15 protein-coding genes are annotated in these 15,445 nt (G+C 60.4%); 6 read left to right on the top strand and 9 right to left on the bottom strand.

Annotated elements, in window-relative coordinates:
• Positions 1–97: 97 nt before the first annotated feature.
• From AC3WK5_RS26860 to AC3WK5_RS26870, 3 genes are read right to left on the bottom strand one after another with little or no spacing between them, the layout of a single operon-like run.
• Positions 98–1,522 carry an efflux transporter outer membrane subunit gene (locus AC3WK5_RS26860; RefSeq protein ID WP_103316218.1) on the bottom strand — a complete coding sequence of 475 codons (1,425 nt, stop codon included), beginning with the start codon at positions 1,520–1,522 and terminating at the stop codon, positions 98–100.
• A complete protein-coding gene (locus AC3WK5_RS26865) occupies positions 1,506–2,672 on the bottom strand; it encodes an efflux RND transporter periplasmic adaptor subunit (protein ID WP_103316219.1) in 1,167 nt (388 codons plus the stop codon). Before AC3WK5_RS26865 ends, AC3WK5_RS26860 begins: the two co-directional genes overlap by 17 nt.
• Positions 2,662–5,895, bottom strand: coding sequence for an efflux RND transporter permease subunit (locus AC3WK5_RS26870; RefSeq protein WP_103316220.1), 3,234 nt, complete (start codon positions 5,893–5,895; stop codon positions 2,662–2,664). Before AC3WK5_RS26870 ends, AC3WK5_RS26865 begins: the two co-directional genes overlap by 11 nt.
• 225 nt (positions 5,896–6,120) lie before the next feature.
• Here AC3WK5_RS26870 and AC3WK5_RS26875 point away from each other — a divergent pair, with 225 nt between their 5' ends.
• Together AC3WK5_RS26875 and AC3WK5_RS26880 are read left to right on the top strand one after the other, a co-directional pair.
• On the top strand, positions 6,121–6,525 hold the full coding sequence (locus AC3WK5_RS26875; protein ID WP_103316221.1) for a PA0061/PA0062 family lipoprotein: 405 nt from the start codon (positions 6,121–6,123) through the stop codon (positions 6,523–6,525).
• Between the two features lie 77 nt (positions 6,526–6,602).
• Positions 6,603–7,013: a PA0061/PA0062 family lipoprotein gene (locus AC3WK5_RS26880; RefSeq protein WP_054596156.1), complete on the top strand. Its 411-nt coding sequence runs from the start codon at positions 6,603–6,605 to the stop codon at positions 7,011–7,013.
• 73 nt (positions 7,014–7,086) lie between these two features.
• Here the strand turns inward: AC3WK5_RS26880 and AC3WK5_RS26885 are convergent, their stop codons facing one another.
• The 4 genes from AC3WK5_RS26885 to AC3WK5_RS26900 all read right to left on the bottom strand — a co-directional run bounded on the left by AC3WK5_RS26885 (position 7,087) and on the right by AC3WK5_RS26900 (position 10,389).
• Positions 7,087–8,466, bottom strand: coding sequence for a sensor histidine kinase (locus tag AC3WK5_RS26885; protein WP_103316222.1), 1,380 nt, complete (start codon positions 8,464–8,466; stop codon positions 7,087–7,089).
• Positions 8,444–9,127, bottom strand: coding sequence for a response regulator transcription factor (locus tag AC3WK5_RS26890; protein ID WP_103316223.1), 684 nt, complete (start codon positions 9,125–9,127; stop codon positions 8,444–8,446). The genes AC3WK5_RS26885 and AC3WK5_RS26890 overlap by 23 nt, the downstream gene beginning before the upstream one ends.
• 151 nt (positions 9,128–9,278) lie before the next feature.
• Positions 9,279–9,653, bottom strand: coding sequence for a YajD family HNH nuclease (locus AC3WK5_RS26895; RefSeq protein WP_054596159.1), 375 nt, complete (start codon positions 9,651–9,653; stop codon positions 9,279–9,281).
• 49 nt (positions 9,654–9,702) lie between these two features.
• Positions 9,703–10,389, bottom strand: a complete 687-nt coding sequence (locus tag AC3WK5_RS26900; RefSeq protein ID WP_103316224.1) for a spermidine synthase — start codon at positions 10,387–10,389, stop codon at positions 9,703–9,705.
• A gap of 118 nt (positions 10,390–10,507) precedes the next feature.
• Between AC3WK5_RS26900 and AC3WK5_RS26905 the strand changes: the two genes are divergently transcribed.
• The gene (locus tag AC3WK5_RS26905; protein ID WP_054598262.1) at positions 10,508–10,798 is read left to right on the top strand and encodes a hypothetical protein; all 291 of its coding nucleotides are present in this window, start codon (positions 10,508–10,510) and stop codon (positions 10,796–10,798) included.
• On the opposite strand, the gene AC3WK5_RS26910 is transcribed toward AC3WK5_RS26905, so the two are convergent.
• The gene (locus AC3WK5_RS26910) at positions 10,795–11,268 is read right to left on the bottom strand and encodes a cyclic nucleotide-binding domain-containing protein (RefSeq protein ID WP_054598263.1); all 474 of its coding nucleotides are present in this window, start codon (positions 11,266–11,268) and stop codon (positions 10,795–10,797) included. The genes AC3WK5_RS26905 and AC3WK5_RS26910 overlap by 4 nt on opposite strands.
• 115 nt (positions 11,269–11,383) lie before the next feature.
• Positions 11,384–13,438 carry a S9 family peptidase gene (locus AC3WK5_RS26915; protein WP_103316225.1) on the bottom strand — a complete coding sequence of 685 codons (2,055 nt, stop codon included), beginning with the start codon at positions 13,436–13,438 and terminating at the stop codon, positions 11,384–11,386.
• Positions 13,439–13,538: 100 nt separating this feature from the next.
• On the opposite strand from AC3WK5_RS26915, the gene AC3WK5_RS26920 reads away from it, so the two are divergent.
• The 3 genes from AC3WK5_RS26920 to AC3WK5_RS26930 are packed head-to-tail and all read left to right on the top strand — an operon-like array spanning position 13,539 to position 15,401.
• Positions 13,539–14,036, top strand: coding sequence for a hypothetical protein (locus AC3WK5_RS26920; RefSeq protein ID WP_054598264.1), 498 nt, complete (start codon positions 13,539–13,541; stop codon positions 14,034–14,036).
• A gap of 32 nt (positions 14,037–14,068) precedes the next feature.
• Positions 14,069–14,845 carry a class II glutamine amidotransferase gene (locus AC3WK5_RS26925; protein ID WP_103316226.1) on the top strand — a complete coding sequence of 259 codons (777 nt, stop codon included), beginning with the start codon at positions 14,069–14,071 and terminating at the stop codon, positions 14,843–14,845.
• 13 nt (positions 14,846–14,858) lie between these two features.
• Complete coding sequence (locus AC3WK5_RS26930; protein WP_019692484.1) at positions 14,859–15,401, top strand: DUF2937 family protein; 543 nt, start codon at positions 14,859–14,861, stop codon at positions 15,399–15,401.
• Positions 15,402–15,445 lie beyond the last annotated feature (44 nt).

A 15,445-nucleotide genomic window follows, 5' to 3' on the forward strand; every position in this document is an offset into this window, starting at 1 on the left:
GAACGGTCAGTTTCGAGATTGGCGGTGCGTGGGCAATGGCTCTCGCGAGTTTGCTCGCGATAGGGCCGGTGCATACAGCGTCAATCTCGACTGTCGGTCAGCTGCCGTTGCTCCAACCGCCACCCAACGCCACGACCAATCCAACGCTCGCCTGCAACTGCCGGGTCTGCAGATCCTGCAAACGTCGTTGTGCCTGCAGGGCAGAGGTTTGTGCGGTCACTACGTCCAGATAGTTCACGGCTCCGGCTTCATAGCTGTTCATGGCCAAGGTCTGAGTCGTTTGCGCGGCATGTACGGCTGCCTGCTCATCCTCCGCCTCACGCTGCAGGTCACGCATTTGCGCGAGGTTGTCTTCGACTTCGCGTACCGCTCGCAACACCTGACTGCGGTAATGGGCGGCCGCTTCTTCAAATTCGGCCTTGGCCTGACGCTCGTTGGCATCCAGGCGACCGCCGTCGAAAATCGGCAGATTGACCAACGGCCCAAGCGCCCAATAGCGGTTGCCGGCAGCCAGCAGATTGCCGCTGCCGGCGGTTTGCCCTCCGAGCAGCCCCGTCAGGCTGAAGTCCGGGTACCAGGCCGCTCGGGCGACACCAATGCTGGCGTTGGCGGCAAAGACTCTTCGCTCGGCTGCTGCGACGTCCGGGCGCCGTTGCAACAAGGTGCTCGGAAGCGCGCCGGGTATCGATGGCAGACTCAGGGCCTGGCTGTTTGCGTCCAGATGGAAATCACTGGCCGGTTGGCCAACCAGCTCACCGATCGCATGTTCGGTCAGATTGCGTTGCGCGCGGACATCGTCCAGTTGTGCCTTGGCCTCGGCCAGTTGGCTCTGGGCTCGGGTCAGATCGAGTTCCGAGGCGATTTCTCCCTGATAGCGGTCACGGGTCAGTTGCAATGCCTGGCCGTAATCATCGAGAGAACTGGCGAGGATCTTGCCTTGGGCATCGAGGCCATTGAGCTGGACATACAGCGTTGCCAGTTGACGTTGCAGGCTCAAACGAGCGGCGGCGAGGTCGTCGGCAGAGGCTTGGGCCTGGGCATCGCCTGCGGCCACCTGGTTGCGAATCCGCCCCCACAGGTCGAGATCGAAGCTCAGTGCAAAGCCTGCGGTATCGCTGTTGTACACCGACGGTTGGCTGGCCCCGCGTAATGGTCGGTTGTCCGACTGGCGCTGGCGCAGCGGCTGCGCGCTGGCGGTGACCTGTGGGAACAGCCCGGCATGCAGTTGGCCGGCATAAGCCTGCGCCGCATCAAAGTGCGCGAGGGCTGCCGCCAGGTCCGGGTTGGCCTTGAGCAGCTGCTGTTGCAGGTTGTCCAGACGCGGGTCCTGGTACAACTGCCACCATTGCGAAGACAGCTGTTCGGCGGGTTTGGCCATGTGCCAGGGACCGTCGCTGGTCTGTTCGCGGTATTGCGCGGGCAAGTCGATCGGCGGCGCCTTATAGGTCGGCGCCAGTGAACAGCCCTGCAGGGCCAGCGCCATGGCCAGCACTGCGGCGAGAGGCTCAAGCCTTGGGCGCATGAGAACCCCCAGCGTCGGCCAGTTGTACGGAATCGCCTTCACGCAACGCATCCGGCGGGTTGTCGACGACGCGGTCGGCAGGCTTCAAGCCCTGGTCGATGACCAGGCGCTCGCCCAGGTCCAGGCCGATATGAATCTCGCGCAGGTGCACATGGTTATCCGGGTCGAGTACTGCCACTTGAGTGCCTTGGGCGCGGAAGATCAGCGAGCTGGCGGGAATGCTCACGCCATGGGTGTCGGCCGGAATCTGCAGAGTGGCTTCGGCATAATCGCCGGGCAGCAACGCCCCGTCCGGATTGTCGGCGACAAACTGTGCGAGCAAGGTCCCGGAGCGGCGGTCGACGGCGGTGGAGTCACCGATCAGCCTGGCGCTGAAGTGCTGGCCGGGGTGTTCCGGCACAATCAATTCGGCTTGCATGCCGGGACGGATCACGCTGGCGTAGTTCTGCGGCACCGGCACATAGAGGCGCAGCTGATGGGTGTCGGCGATGTCGAACAGCTCCGGATCGCTGTCGCTGTCAGCCTTGATCAACTGGCCGATGTCAGTGTTGCGGGCGGTGATGGTCCCGGCGAACGGAGCGCGAATGGTTTTGTAGTCTTCCAGCGCCGAGAGCCGGGCGTAATCGGCGGCGGCTGCCTGAGCGTTGGCCCTGGCTGCTGCTGCATTGGAGCGTTTTTCATCAGCTTCCTGACGCGACACCGAATGCGTCGCCAGCAGGTTTTGCCAGCGGGTTGCAGTGGTTTCGGCGAGGCGTGCGTTGGCCTGCTCCTGGATCAGCCGCGCATGGGTCTGTGCGACTTGTTGATCGAGGTCCGGGCTGTCGATTTCTCCGAGGATCTGCCCGGCTTTGACCTGAGTGCCAATGTCGGTTTTCCAGTCCTTGAGGTAGCCGCTGACCCGGGCATGAATCGGTGCCTTGCTCCAGGCTTCCAGATGCGCCGGCAGACGCAGGCTGTCGCCATGCACGTTCTGTTGCGGCTGGAACACGCTGACTAAGGGCATGGCCGCCGTTTCGGTCCAGGCGGCAACGGCTTTTTCATGGCGGGTGTGGGCAGCCAGGCCGTTGGCGACCAGCAGCGCGGCCAGGGTCAGGCCTCCGATACCCGCCAGCATCAGGCGTTTGCGCGAAGGTTTTTGATCAGGCGACATGAGAGCTTTCTCCAGCAAGGTTTTCTTCAGCAATAGTGCGAGATTGACGTCCGTGGACCAGGCTGAACACCACCGGAACGAACAGTAGAGTGGCAGTGGTCGCGAGGATCAGGCCGCCGATGACGGCGCGGCCCAGTGGCGCGTTCTGTTCTTCGGACAGGGCTAGCGGCAGCATGCCGATGATCATCGCCAGGGCCGTCATGCACACCGGGCGAAAGCGCGTGTAGCCGCCTTCCAGCGCAGCCTTGAGGGCATCGCCGTGTTCCGCCAGGCGTTCGCGACAGAAGCTGACGACCAGAATCGAGTTAGCGGTAGCCACCCCCATGCAAAGGATTGCCCCGGTCAGTGCCGGCACCGATAACGAGGTGCCACTGAGAAAGAGCATCCAGACAATCCCGGCGAGCGCCGCGGGCAGGGCGGTGATGATCACGAACGGATCGACCCAGGACTGAAAGTTGACCACGATCAGCAGATAAATCAGCACCACCGCACCCAGCAAGCCGAAGCTCAGCCCACTGAAGGCTTCATGCAGCGCGTCGATCTGCCCGTGCAGGCTGATCACCGAACCCTTGGGTCGCAAGGAGGCGGTGTCATCCAAAACTTTCTGGATGTCCTTGGCCACGCCGCCGAGGTCACGGCCCTGCACGTTGGCGTACAGATCCAGGGTCGGCATGACGTTGTAGTGGCTGACGACCGCCTCGCTCTGCACCCGGGAAATGCTCGCCAGGCCGCCGAGGATCTGCGAGCGACCGTCACTGCCGGTGACCGGCAAGGCTTCCAGCGATGGCAGGCTGTCCAGGCGATATTGCGGGGTGGCCGCGACCACTCCATACGACACGCCGTTGGCCGGGTTTAGCCAGAAGGTCGGCGCGACCTGGGAGCTGCCGGCCAGCGAGGCGACCATGCTGTTGGTCACGTCTCGTTCGGTGATGCCCAGGCCATTGGCCCGCAGTCGGTCGACCTTGACTTGCAGTGACGGATAACCGGTGGACTGCTGGATTCGCAGGTCGGCAATACCGGCCACATGTTGCAGGCGTCGCTCCAGTTCCACCGCATAGGCCCGGTTGGCATCGCTATTGGGGCCGGAGATTTTCACGTCCAGCGGCGCCGGTGCGCCGAAGTTGAGGATCTGGCTGCTGATGTCCGCCGGCAGAAAAGCGAAATGGCTGCCGGGGAAGCTTTCGGGCAAGGCCTCGCGCAGCCGCCTCACGTAGTCGGCGGTGGGGCTGTGTTCCGTTTTGAGGGTTACTTGAATGTCACCGTCCTGGGGACCGATGGTGCCGCTGTTGCTGTAGGCCATGTCGATGCCGCTCAGCGGGATACCGATATTGTCGACGATCGTGTCCAGTTGCTCGGCCGGAATGATCTCGCGAATGCGTGCTTCGATCCGGTCGAAGGCCGCAGCGCTTTCCTCGATCCGCGTGCCCAGCGGCAAACGCACGTGCAAGGACAGCGCACCGGCGTCGGTGGCCGGGAAAAAGTCCTGGCCCAGGCTCGGTAGCAGCGCAAAGGAAGCCAGGACACAGGCCAGAAACCCCAGCAGGAATCGCTTGCGGTATTCCAGAGCCAGTTCCAGCAGTCCGTAGTAGGTGTCTCGCAGGTTGGAAAATCGCTGTTCGAACCCCTGCTGGAAATTCAGCAGCGCTTGCAGCAACGGATGCCGAGGCGTGTGGTGATGTTCTCCCTCATGATGATTGATGAATTCATCTTCCGGGTGATGCCCCGGACCTTGCTCGGGCACGTGGGGTTTGAGCAGGAACATCGCCAGGGTCGGCACCAGCGTCCGCGAGAGGATGAACGAACTGGCCATGGCGAAGATCACCGCCAGGGCCATCGGCCGGAACAGGTATCCGGCGATGCCCTGGAGCAGGAACATCGGCACGAACACGATGCAGATACACAGCAGCGACACGAAGGCCGGACCGACAATCTGTTTCGCACCGTCGAGGATGGCGGTCTTCACCGCCTTGCCTTGTTCCAGATGCCAGTTGATGTTCTCGATGGTCACCGTGGCATCGTCCACCAGAATCCCCACCGCCAACGCCAGCCCTCCAAGGGTCATGACGTTCAGGGTCTGGCCACTGGCGGCCAGCAGGGCGATGGCCGACAGTACCGCCAGCGGAATCGAGGCAGCGATGATCAGGGTCGAACGCCAGCTGCCGAGAAACAGCAGAATCATCGCGCTGGTCAGCAAGGCGGCGATGATGCCTTCCCGGGCTACGCTGCCCACCGATTGTTTGACGAACACTGAAGCGTCGCCCAGCAACGAGGTCTTGAGCGATGGCGGCAGGGTTTCATTGATGCGCGGCAGCATCTGGCGAATGCCGTCGATGATCGACAGGGTGGAGATGTTGCCGTTCTTCAAGGCCGGCATCAGCACGGCGCGTCGGCCGTCGACTCGCACGATATTGGTCTGTGGCGGTGAGCCGTCACGCACGTGGGCCACCTGGCCGATGGTGATCAGCGCGCCGTCGACCGTCTTGATCGGCAGGTCGTTGAGTTCGTCGATGGCTTGCGGGCTGTTGTTCAGCAGCACTGTGTATTCGTTGGGGCCGAGCTTGGCGGTGCCCACCGGGATGATCTGGTTTTGAGCCGCCAACGCGTTACCCACATCCTGGGCCGAGAGCCCCTTGGCGGCCAGCGCCTGAGGGTCGAGGTCGAGGGTGATCTGGCGCTGTTTGCCGCCCATGGGGGTGGGGATCGCCAGGCCCGGGACCGAAGTCAGTGGCAGGCGGATACTGTTCTGCACCAGGTCGCGAATTTTCGCTTCCGACAGGGTCGGGCTGGAGAACGCCATCTGCAGGATTGGCACCGTGGAGGCGCTGTAGTTCAGGACCAGCGGCGGGGTAATCCCCGGGGGCATCTGTTTCAGGACTGTCTGTGACACCGCCGTAACCTGGGCATTGGCGGTACGGATATCGACGCCTGGCTGGAAGAAAATCTTGACGATGCCCATGCCCGGCAGCGATTGCGACTCGATATGTTCGATGTCGTTGACCGTGGTGCTCAGGGAGCGCTCATAGGTATAGATCACCCGTCCGGCCATATCCTGCGGGGCCAGTCCGTTGTATTGCCAGACCACTGCAATCACCGGAATGCCGATGTCAGGGAAGACATCGGTCGGTGTGCGCAGCGCCGCCATGGGCCCGATGATGCAGATGAAAATTGCCAGCACGATAAACGTGTAGGGCTTTAGCAGTGCAGTCTTTACCAGCCCGAGCATGCCGTAAACCTCCGAGGAGTTGAGTTGCAATCCTCGGCAGTCTTGCGGTTGCAAACTAACAATTTGCCTTCATAGGGATGAAGAAATTTTTACCGATTTCCTGAAAATCCTTTCACCTGGATTCATTTGTCTGCACCTGCCTGTCTCGTCACTCTGATGCTCAAGCCGATGGGCTGCTTTCAACCCTGACGACGACATCGGCTGTCATTTGCGAGGTTTTTTTCAATGACATTCAAACCCCTGTTACTGATTCCAGGTCTTGGCCTGGCCTGCCTGTTGTCTGCCTGTGCGGGGCCGGTCCCCAAGTCCGATCCGAGCGATGCCTGGATTGCTCTGCAACAACCCTCGAGCAGCAGTTTGCTGGCGGATCGGGTTGATGGCCGGCGAGTCGACGATGGTCGCTATTTCGAGGTCAAGCCTGGCGCTCATCGTCTGCAGATGACGCTGCTGACCGGGGCAGATGGCAACTCGGTTGAGCCCACTTGCATGGGGCATCTTCAATACAGCGGCTTTCAGGCAGGTGAGCATTACCAGATAAATACGTCGAGCGAGGGGCAGTCCGCCAGCGCCCGCCTGGTCGATTCCCACGGCAAGCAAGTCGCGCAAAGCGACCGCTTCAAGTGTTTGTAGGCCAGCTTTCCAACGATTGCTGATTGACCTGCAGGCATGCCGGGGTCTGTGTTTTTTACATGAGAGAGAGTCATTCGATGACACTTAAACAACTGCTGCTGATTCCTGGCCTGAGCGTGGCCTGTCTGTTGTCCGCCTGTGCCGGTCCGATGCCAAAACCTGATCCGGGCATGGCCTGGATCGGGCTTCGGGATGAGGCGCCCAATGACATGTTGGCAGAACGGGTGGATGGCAAACGTATCGATGACGGACGCTTTTTCGAAGTGACCCCCGGTGCTCATGATCTGGCCGTGACGCTGTTCGAGATCCCTAGTGGTGACTCGAACCAGCAGGACTGCCAAGGCGAGGTCCGCTACAACCAATTCAAGGCGGGCGAACACTACACACTGGTGGAGTCGAGCCTGGGGCAGGAAGTCAGTGCACGTCTGGAGGACTCCCACGGTCAGCAAGTCGCGCAGACTGGCGACTTTAGATGCATGCCGGGGTAAACCCTTCCAGGGGGCCGTCGTGCGCTACTGAAACTGGACAGGTCGGCACACTAAGGCTTTGCCCGAACCGGATCTAACCGGAATGACAATCCAGAATCAGCCGCGCGCCTCCATGCTCACGGGTTCCGACCTTCAGTCTGAACCCGTGCAGATCGATGATCGCTGCAACAATCGATAGCCCCAGTCCGAAGCCGTTCTGCTGGTGAGTGCTGTCGCAGCGATAGAACCGCTGGAATACCGCCTCTCGTTCAGCGGGAGGAATTCCCGGGCCGGAGTCCAACACTTCGATCCGTGTGCTGCCGTCATGACTGACGGCCTTGAGGATGACCTCACCGCCGTGCGGTGTGAACTTGATCGCATTGCTCAGCAGGTTGGCCAGCGCTTCGAACAGCAGTGCCCGGTCGCCGTCCAGGGACGGCAGCGATTGCGGTAGCTGCAACAGCAGGGTGAGTTGGCGCTCCTCGGCAAGCGGCGAATAGAAGTCATGAACCTCCTTCAACAACGTCATTGGATCGAACTGGATGAACGCGGAGCGACGCTGATGATCTTCCAGTTCAGAGATGCGCAGCAGGCCGCGAAAACGCGCCATCAACGTATCGGCTTCGGCAATGACCTTGTTCATGTGCAAGGCTTGCGGCGAACCTTCACTGGCTTGTTGTTGAATACGGTAGAGCTGTGTCCGTATATGGGTGAGGGGGGTGCGCAAGTCATGCGCAATGTTGTCGCATGTACCTTTGACTTCATTCAGCAACCGCTCGATGCGTTCCAGCATGGCATTGGCGATAGCCGCGAGCATATCCAGTTCGTCGCGTCGATCCGACAGCGGCAGGCGCTGGGTCAGTTTGCCGGCGACAATGGATTGCGCACTGGCCTGAATCGCTCGAATCCGCTGCAGTGGGCGGCGGCGCAACAGTTGCCAGGCCGCGATACCGGGAATGATGGTCAAGGAAATACCCCAGAGCAGCGCATGCCAAATGATCAGGGTGACGGCGAGTAATGAACCGTTATCCCGAACCAGTACCAGCCACCGGTCATTCTGGATGTGGGTTGCGATGGCATAACAACTGGACTGCGGCAGCGCCGGATCGTCGGAATCTACGCAACTGTTCAATTCGTGAATATGACCGTCCAGCGGCAGTTGTGCAGGGATTTTCCGGATCGCACCGTTCAGCGGTTTTTTTTGCCTGTCGAATACCCCAAAGGCATCCACGTTCGGCATATCGAACTGCATGCTGGTGGTCAGCGCTTCGATCAGTTGATCGCCTTGAAAACGCGAGAGCAGGTGTTGGCGCTGCATCAACGAGTGTTTGGCCAGACGGTTCATGTAGCCGGAAACTTCGTAATAGAGTCCGCCCATCAGGACACCGCTCCAGATCACGAACAACGTACTGTAGAGCGCCAGCAAGCGACTGGTCGAAGAGCTCCAGCCTTTAGAGGGGGTCAGCAATGACATAGCCCGAGCCTCGCATCGTCCGGATCAGGGGCGTCAGGCCGGGAGGATCGATCTTCTTGCGCAGGCGCCCGATATGCACGTCGATCAGGTTGGTTCCCGGGTCGAAGTGATAACCCCATACTTCTTCGAAAATCATCATCCGCGAGAGAACTTGTCCCGGATTGCGCATCATGAATTCGAGCAGTTTGTACTCGGTAGGCAGCAGACTCAGCGGCTGACCGGCACGATTGGCTTCGTGGCTGATCAGATTGAGTTCCAGGTCGGCGACTTTGAGGGTGGTTTCGAACTTTCCGACCGGGCTTTTACGCCGTAGCAGCACTTCGACACGCGCTGCCATCTCATCGGTGGCGAACGGCTTGGACAGGTAATCGTCGCCACCTGCGCGCAGGCCGCGTACGCGTTCGTCAATATCGGAGAGGGCACTGATCATCAGAATCGGCGTCACCACGCCGATGGCACGCAGCGTGGTGACAATGGCCAGGCCATCAAGCTCGGGGAGCATGCGGTCGAGCGTGATCAGGTCGTAATTGCCACTGACGGCACTCACCAGGCCTTCACGGCCATTGTCCACCCAATCCACTTCAAATCCGTGGCTTTGCAGCTCGGTTGCAATTTCCCTGGCCGTCACGGCATCGTCTTCTATCGTCAAAATACGGGACATTTCGGTTACCTAATGAAAAGATCATTACCGGGTGTCCAATTTTGCCAATAAAAGTTGCCAGACTTTCTGATGAAAGTTTCATGTTGAATACAAGCAGCTTGCGGTAGGTACCGAGTTTGAAAAAATCCGATGACGTTCGGGACTTTGCACGTCAGTCGTCTTTTTTCATCAACCCGGCCAACGCGGCGAACGGGTTATGCGTTGCCTTGGCGATTTTCGGCGTGCTCAGCGAGCCGTCGCCGAAGTACTGCTGGTCGGTGTAGCGCGAGTGTTCGTTGTCGTGGCAGTACAGGCACAGCAGCTCCCAGTTGGAGCCGTCCTGCGGGTTATTGTCGTGGTTGTGGTCGCGGTGGTGCACGGTCAGCTCGCTCAGGCGCTTGCCGGAGAACTCGCGGGCACAGCGTCCGCAGACGTGCGGGTACATCTTCAGGGCCTTGTCGCGGTAACCCATTTCACGGTCGCGCTGGGCGTCGGCGAGGATGCGGTCCAGTTTGGCCGTGTTGGAGGGAGGCGTTGACGAACTCATGGGTTCACCTTTGTAAAAAAGACTAATGAGGTTATGAGGCAAGTTTAGCTCAGCCCTTGAGCTTCTCGGCAATCCAGATCGTGTGTCGGGTGCCTTTGTTGCCGTGGGCGAAGACTTGCACTTCTTCGGACTTGAAGCCGGCTTTTTTCAATTTGTCGGAAAATTGCCGGTCAGCGCTGGCCGACCACACCGCGAGCACGCCTTTGGGGCGCAGGGCCTTGGCGCAGGCGCTCAGGCCGCCGGCCGAGTACAGCCAGCTGTTGGCTTTCTGGGTCAGGCCTTCGGGGCCGTTATCGACGTCGAGCATGATCGCGTCGAAACCTTGCGGCTCGGCCTGCAGGACCTTGGCCACGTCATCCATGCGGATCACCGTGCGCGGGTCGAGCAGCGGTCGCCCGGACTTCTCGCCCAGCGGCCCGTGGTTCCACTCGACCACCCCTGGCACCAGTTCGGCGACCACCACTTCAGCGGTCTTGCCCAAGTGCTTGAGCGCCGAAGCGAGGGTGAACCCCATGCCGAGGCCACCGATCAGCACCCGTGAATTCGGCCGGCCGGCGACCTTGCGGCAAGGAATCTCGGCCAGGGCGTCTTCGGAGCCGTGCATGCGGGTGTTCATCAATTGTCCGCCGTCACCGCCCTGGATCTTGATGACGAAATCTTCGCCATACTCGAACAGGCACAGGGCACCGCCGTTTTCGGGGATCGGGGTGGTGTCGAGCAGAACGAAACGTTTCATGGGGCTCTCTTTAAAGGAGGGAAACTGGCATCAGGGAGGAGAAACCGGCATTGAGAAGGGCAATCTTGCGCGGTTGGGAGTAGCCTTAAGGCAACAAGCAAGGGCAACGGAGCCATTGATGAAGTGCACCATTCTAACGGTCATTGTGTTGGCCGCGCTCTCGATAAGTGCAGCGCAGGCGCAAGAGTTGCAAACGGTCCCTGTTGCACCGTCAGCGGCCCCCGGTTCACCCGGCACCGCAACCCCTACGCCATACCCGCAGATTACCCCGACCACTGTACCCAAGGTCGGCAGCAGTAGCGGCGGTGAACCGTTGTTGCCACCGATCGAAATGCCCAATCCGCCCAAGGACCAGACCTTGCCGGGGCTTGAGCAGATTCAGCAAAAAAACAAATCTCCCGGCGGTTAAATCTGTTGCGAGAGCAATTGGCCGTCGGCCATGCGCAGGCGTTTGGACAGCGACACGGCAATGGCGCGGATGATCTTCGCGGCGATTTTCGGTGCGTCGTTGAGCATCTTTTCCAGCGAGTCCTTGCCCAGGTTGAGCAGTTGGCAATTGCTCGCCGCCACGCAACTGGCCGAGCGCCGTTCGCCATCGAGGACGGCCATTTCGCCGAATGCCCGGCCGCTGCGCAGCGTTGCGATCGTCACCGGCTTGCCGTCGCTATTGGTTTTCTGCACCGCCACCTGACCCGAGTGAATGATGCACATGAAGCTGCCGGCATCACCTTCGTGGAAGATCTCCTGGCCCTCGGCGATGGTGCTGATGCTGAAGTAGCCGGCAGCCGCCGTGAAATCGGCCAGTTGCAGTTGATCGAACAGGCCGCAGTCCATCAGCCAGTCGCGAATTTCTTTGTTCAACAGGGTCGGTTCTGACATGTCATCACAGTCTTTTTCTTGTGTGTTGCCGGTTCGGGTTTTTTGGGTAATTGCCAATCCCTTGTGGGAGCGAGCCTGCTCCCACATTTAAGACCCATACGCCTTACAGAGTTCCTCAGGCGATTCCCAATACCTTGAAAACAAATGCGTATTCGAGGGCTACGTCACGTAATCCTTGATAACGCCCGCTCATCCCGCCATGACCGGCACCCAGTTCGGTCTTGAGCAGCAACAGATTATTGTCGGATTTGGTCGCCCGCAACTTGGCCACCCACTTGGCCGCTTCCCAATACTGCACGCGGCTGTCGTTGTAGCCGGCGATCACCAGGGTTGCCGGATAGATATGAGCGCCGACGTTTTCGTACGGCGCGTACGCCCTGATCCGATCATAAACCGCTGGCTCTTCAGGATTACCCCACTCGTCGTATTCAGTGACGGTCAGCGGCAGGTCCGGGTCGAGCATGGTGTTGAGCACATCGACGAACGGCACCTCGGCAATCGCCGCCGCAAACAGTTCCGGGCGCTGGTTGAGCACCGCGCCGATCAGCAATCCACCGGCACTGCCGCCGCTGATGGCCAGTTGTTTTGAGGTGGTGAAGCCATTGGCGATCAGGTGTTCGGCGCAGGCGATGAAGTCGTTGAAGGTGTTCTGCTTGTGTTCCTGCTTGCCAGCGCGATACCAGGCTTCGCCCAGCTCACCGCCGCCGCGCACGTGGGCGATGGCGAAGGCCATGCCGCGATCGAGCAGGCTCAGGCGCGCATGGGAGAACCACGGGTCGAGGCTTTCGCCGTAGGCGCCGTAGCCGTAAAGGTAAAGCGGCGTTGGCTTGCCGAGCATTTCACGTTTGACCACCAGGCTGATCGGCACCTGTGTGCCATCGGGCGCGGTCGCCCACAGGCGCTGACTGACGTAGGCATCGGCGTCGAAAGGGCCGAGCACCTGGGTTTCCTTGAGGACTTTCTGTTCGCCGCTGGCGAGGGTGAGCTGACGAATCTGCGCCGGGCGATTCAACGCCTCGTAACGCAGACGGATCTTGTCGCTGGCAAACTCCAGGCTGTTTTGCACATGCAGACTGTAGGCCGCGTCCGGCAGTTGCACGCGGTAAGCGGGCAGGCCTTGCGGGTGAACTTCGATGATTGGCAAACCGCCTTCGCGCAGGCTCAGGGTCATGGCCGAGGCATTCAGGCTCATGCCGTCAAGCATCACCGTGTCGCTGTGAGGGATCAGGTTTTGCCAGTCGCTTTCGGTTGGCGCGACCCCAGTGTCGGCAGCCTGATACAGCGCAAAGTTGATGCCGTCGCGGTTGCTGCGAATCAGCCAGGTCCATTGATCGTCGAGCTTGCCGTGGTCGACGTCGTACTCGTGATCTTCAACCCGTGGTGCCAGGCAGGTGAAGGCTTGCTGTGGCTGCGACGCATCGAGCACCCAGACTTCGCTGGTGGTTTTGCTGCCCAGCGACAGCAGCAACTGGCGTTCGGAGCTTGAACGGTAGCAGTGCAGGAAAAACCGTCCGTCCGGCTCAAAGAAGACTTCTTCGGCGGCGGTACCGTCAAGACGATAGCGAAACAGCTTGTGCGGGCGATGGGTGTCATCCAGCTCGCCAAAAAACAGCGTCAGGCTGTCGTTGGCCCAGGTCATGCTGCCGTCGCAATTGTCGAATGCCAGTTCGCTGACCTTGCCGTTGGACAGCTCCTTGACGAACAGCGTGTAAATCTCTTCACCGCTGGTATCGAGGCTGTAGGCCAGGCGCTGGTGGTCCGGGCTGATGCTGAAGGCGCCCAGCGAGAAAAAACCGCCATTGGCCAGCACATTGGGGTCGAGCAGTAGCTGTTCCTGGCTTTCGTCGACCAGCAGGCTGTCGTCAGCCGGACGCGGGCAGCGGTAATGCCGGGCATATTCGTCACCGGCGACGGTGCGGGTGTAATACAGGTAAGGCCCCCACGGGGACGGCAGCGACAGGTCGGTTTCGAGAATCCGGCTTTTTATTTCGTTGAACAGGGTTTCCCGCAGCTCGGCCTGGTCGGCCAGTTGTGCTTCCTGGTAGCTGTTTTCAGCCTTGAGGTAGTCGAGCACCTGTGCGCTGTCGCGCTCCTGCAGCCAGGCGTATGGGTCATCGCCGTCGGCCTTGTGGGCAATCGGGGCGCTGCAAACGTGGGCGGATAGGGGCATGAAGGATTCTCGGGCGTAATGTAAAAATGGCTTCACAGACAGCGGGGCAGCCTGATCGGTGAAAAGCCGTTATCATAAGCGCCTCTTTGCCTGCCTTGCCATGGACACCATGACCGAGAACGACTATCTGATCGCTTGGGGCCTTTACGCCTTTGCCGCTTTAGGCTGCCTGTTGGTGTGGATGCGGCTGACCCGCTGGATGTGGCGCTGGTTGCGCGAGCCACTGCGTCTGCTCATGGTCGTGCTGTTGTTCAGCCCGACCATTATCGACCCGGTGAAGGAAAAATTCGCCCCGGCCATCGCCATTACTGCCCTGGACCTGCTGTTCAAGGTCGGTAACAACATCTGGCGCGCGATTTCCGACCTGGTCATGTACAGCATGATCGCCTTCGGCATTTACCTGATCTTCGCGTTGATCCGCTTTCCCATCGAGCGCGCCGCCAATGCTCGCAAGGAGCGGGAGGCCGCCGCGAAAGCCGCTGCCAAGGCTGCCGATCCTGATGATGACCAGCCCTTTGGCGGTGCTGGTGATGATCGTTATGGTCGTCCGCCGGTTCCGAGCAACCCCCAGCGTTCGCGAGTTGAACCCCGTCTTTGACGTTGCCCCGGCATTGAAGCGAGAGTCCAGGCATGTGTGAATTATTGGGCATGAGCGCCAATGTACCGACCGATATCGTGTTCAGCTTCACCGGGCTGATGCAGCGAGGCGGTCGAACCGGCCCGCACCGGGACGGTTGGGGTATCGGGTTCTATGAGGGCCGTGGCCTGCGCTTGTTTCAGGACCCGGCGGCGAGTTGTGAGTCCGAAGTCGCGCAGTTGGTACAGCGCTATCCGATCAAAAGCGAAGTGGTGATCGGGCATATCCGCCAGGCCAACGTCGGCAAGGTCTGCCTGTCCAACACTCACCCGTTCGTGCGTGAGTTGTGGGGCCGCAACTGGTGCTTCGCGCATAACGGCCAACTCGCCGACTTTCAGCCAACCACCAGTTTTTACCGGCCAATCGGCGACACCGACAGTGAAGCGGCGTTCTGCGATGTGCTCAACCGCGTACGTGAAGCCTTCCCGGAGCCGGTTGAAGTCGAGCAGTTGCTACCGAGCCTGGTGGCGGCGTGCGCCGAATACCGCAGCAAAGGTGTGTTCAATTGTCTGTTGAGCGACGGCGACTGGCTGTTCTGTTATTGCTCGAGCAAATTGGCGCACATCACCCGACGCGCACCGTTTGGTCCGGCACGCTTGAAGGATGCGGACGTCATCGTCGACTTCCAGGCCGAAACCACCCCCAACGATGTGGTGACGGTCATTGCCACCGAACCCCTGACCGAAAACGAAACCTGGACCCGTTACGAACCGGGCCAATGGAGCCTGTGGCGACGCGGTGAATGCGTCAGCCAGGGCAAGACCGAATAAGGAACACCTTTCTATGTTGCTCAGTTATTTGCGGCTGGTGTTGTTTGCGATCGGCCTGTTGGTGGGTGTGCAGGTGCCGGGTTTCATCAACGACTACGCCAAGCGGGTCGAGGCGCACCTGATCGAAGCGCAGACCGGCTTGCGGGGTTTTCAAGGCACCGCCGAGCAGTTCTTCAAGGGCGATCTGCAAGCATTGGTTGCTCATTACCGTGCCAGTGACGACCCGGTGTTTCGTAGCGATGCCGACAGCCTGAGCACCTTGCTCACTCGCCAATTGGCGCTGGACAAGCAATTCCAGGCCATGCAAGGCCCGTGGTACATCCGCGTCTTGCAGGTGGTGTTGGCGGCTGACCCGGATATTCGCAAGGAAACCTGGAATGGCTACAGCTACCAGCTGTTGCTGACGCCTGAAGCCATGGGCTGGGGGCTGAGCGGGGCGATGTTGCTGTCGTTCGGTCTGGAATGCCTGTTCCGTCTGATCGACTGGGTAGTGTTGGGCGGCAAGCGCCTGCGCCAGAGCCGGCCGATTGAGGAGCGCGATTTGCGCGGTTTGTAACACCCTTCGTAGGAGCACGGCTTGCCGGCGATGGCGTCCGTGAG

The sequence above is a fragment of the Pseudomonas sp. FW306-02-D09B genome, from assembly GCF_058782685.1.

Bases quoted from the DNA above. Each gene is read 5' to 3' on its own strand.
- AC3WK5_RS26930 (WP_019692484.1), top strand. From the start codon at position 14,859: ATGTTGCTCAGTTATTTGCGGCTGGTGTTGTTTGCGATCGGCCTGTTG.
- AC3WK5_RS26915 (WP_103316225.1), bottom strand. From the start codon at position 13,438: ATGCCCCTATCCGCCCACGTTTGCAGCGCCCCGATTGCCCACAAGGCC.
- AC3WK5_RS26900 (WP_103316224.1), bottom strand. From the start codon at position 10,389: ATGAAACGTTTCGTTCTGCTCGACACCACCCCGATCCCCGAAAACGGC.
- AC3WK5_RS26895 (WP_054596159.1), bottom strand. From the start codon at position 9,653: ATGAGTTCGTCAACGCCTCCCTCCAACACGGCCAAACTGGACCGCATC.
- AC3WK5_RS26885 (WP_103316222.1), bottom strand. From the start codon at position 8,466: ATGTCATTGCTGACCCCCTCTAAAGGCTGGAGCTCTTCGACCAGTCGC.
- AC3WK5_RS26870 (WP_103316220.1), bottom strand. From the start codon at position 5,895: ATGCTCGGGCTGGTAAAGACTGCACTGCTAAAGCCCTACACGTTTATC.
- AC3WK5_RS26920 (WP_054598264.1), top strand. From the start codon at position 13,539: ATGGACACCATGACCGAGAACGACTATCTGATCGCTTGGGGCCTTTAC.
- AC3WK5_RS26875 (WP_103316221.1), top strand. From the start codon at position 6,121: ATGACATTCAAACCCCTGTTACTGATTCCAGGTCTTGGCCTGGCCTGC.
- AC3WK5_RS26890 (WP_103316223.1), bottom strand. From the start codon at position 9,127: ATGTCCCGTATTTTGACGATAGAAGACGATGCCGTGACGGCCAGGGAA.
- AC3WK5_RS26925 (WP_103316226.1), top strand. From the start codon at position 14,069: ATGTGTGAATTATTGGGCATGAGCGCCAATGTACCGACCGATATCGTG.
- AC3WK5_RS26905 (WP_054598262.1), top strand. From the start codon at position 10,508: ATGAAGTGCACCATTCTAACGGTCATTGTGTTGGCCGCGCTCTCGATA.
- AC3WK5_RS26880 (WP_054596156.1), top strand. From the start codon at position 6,603: ATGACACTTAAACAACTGCTGCTGATTCCTGGCCTGAGCGTGGCCTGT.
- AC3WK5_RS26910 (WP_054598263.1), bottom strand. From the start codon at position 11,268: ATGTCAGAACCGACCCTGTTGAACAAAGAAATTCGCGACTGGCTGATG.
- AC3WK5_RS26860 (WP_103316218.1), bottom strand. From the start codon at position 1,522: ATGCGCCCAAGGCTTGAGCCTCTCGCCGCAGTGCTGGCCATGGCGCTG.
- AC3WK5_RS26865 (WP_103316219.1), bottom strand. From the start codon at position 2,672: ATGTCGCCTGATCAAAAACCTTCGCGCAAACGCCTGATGCTGGCGGGT.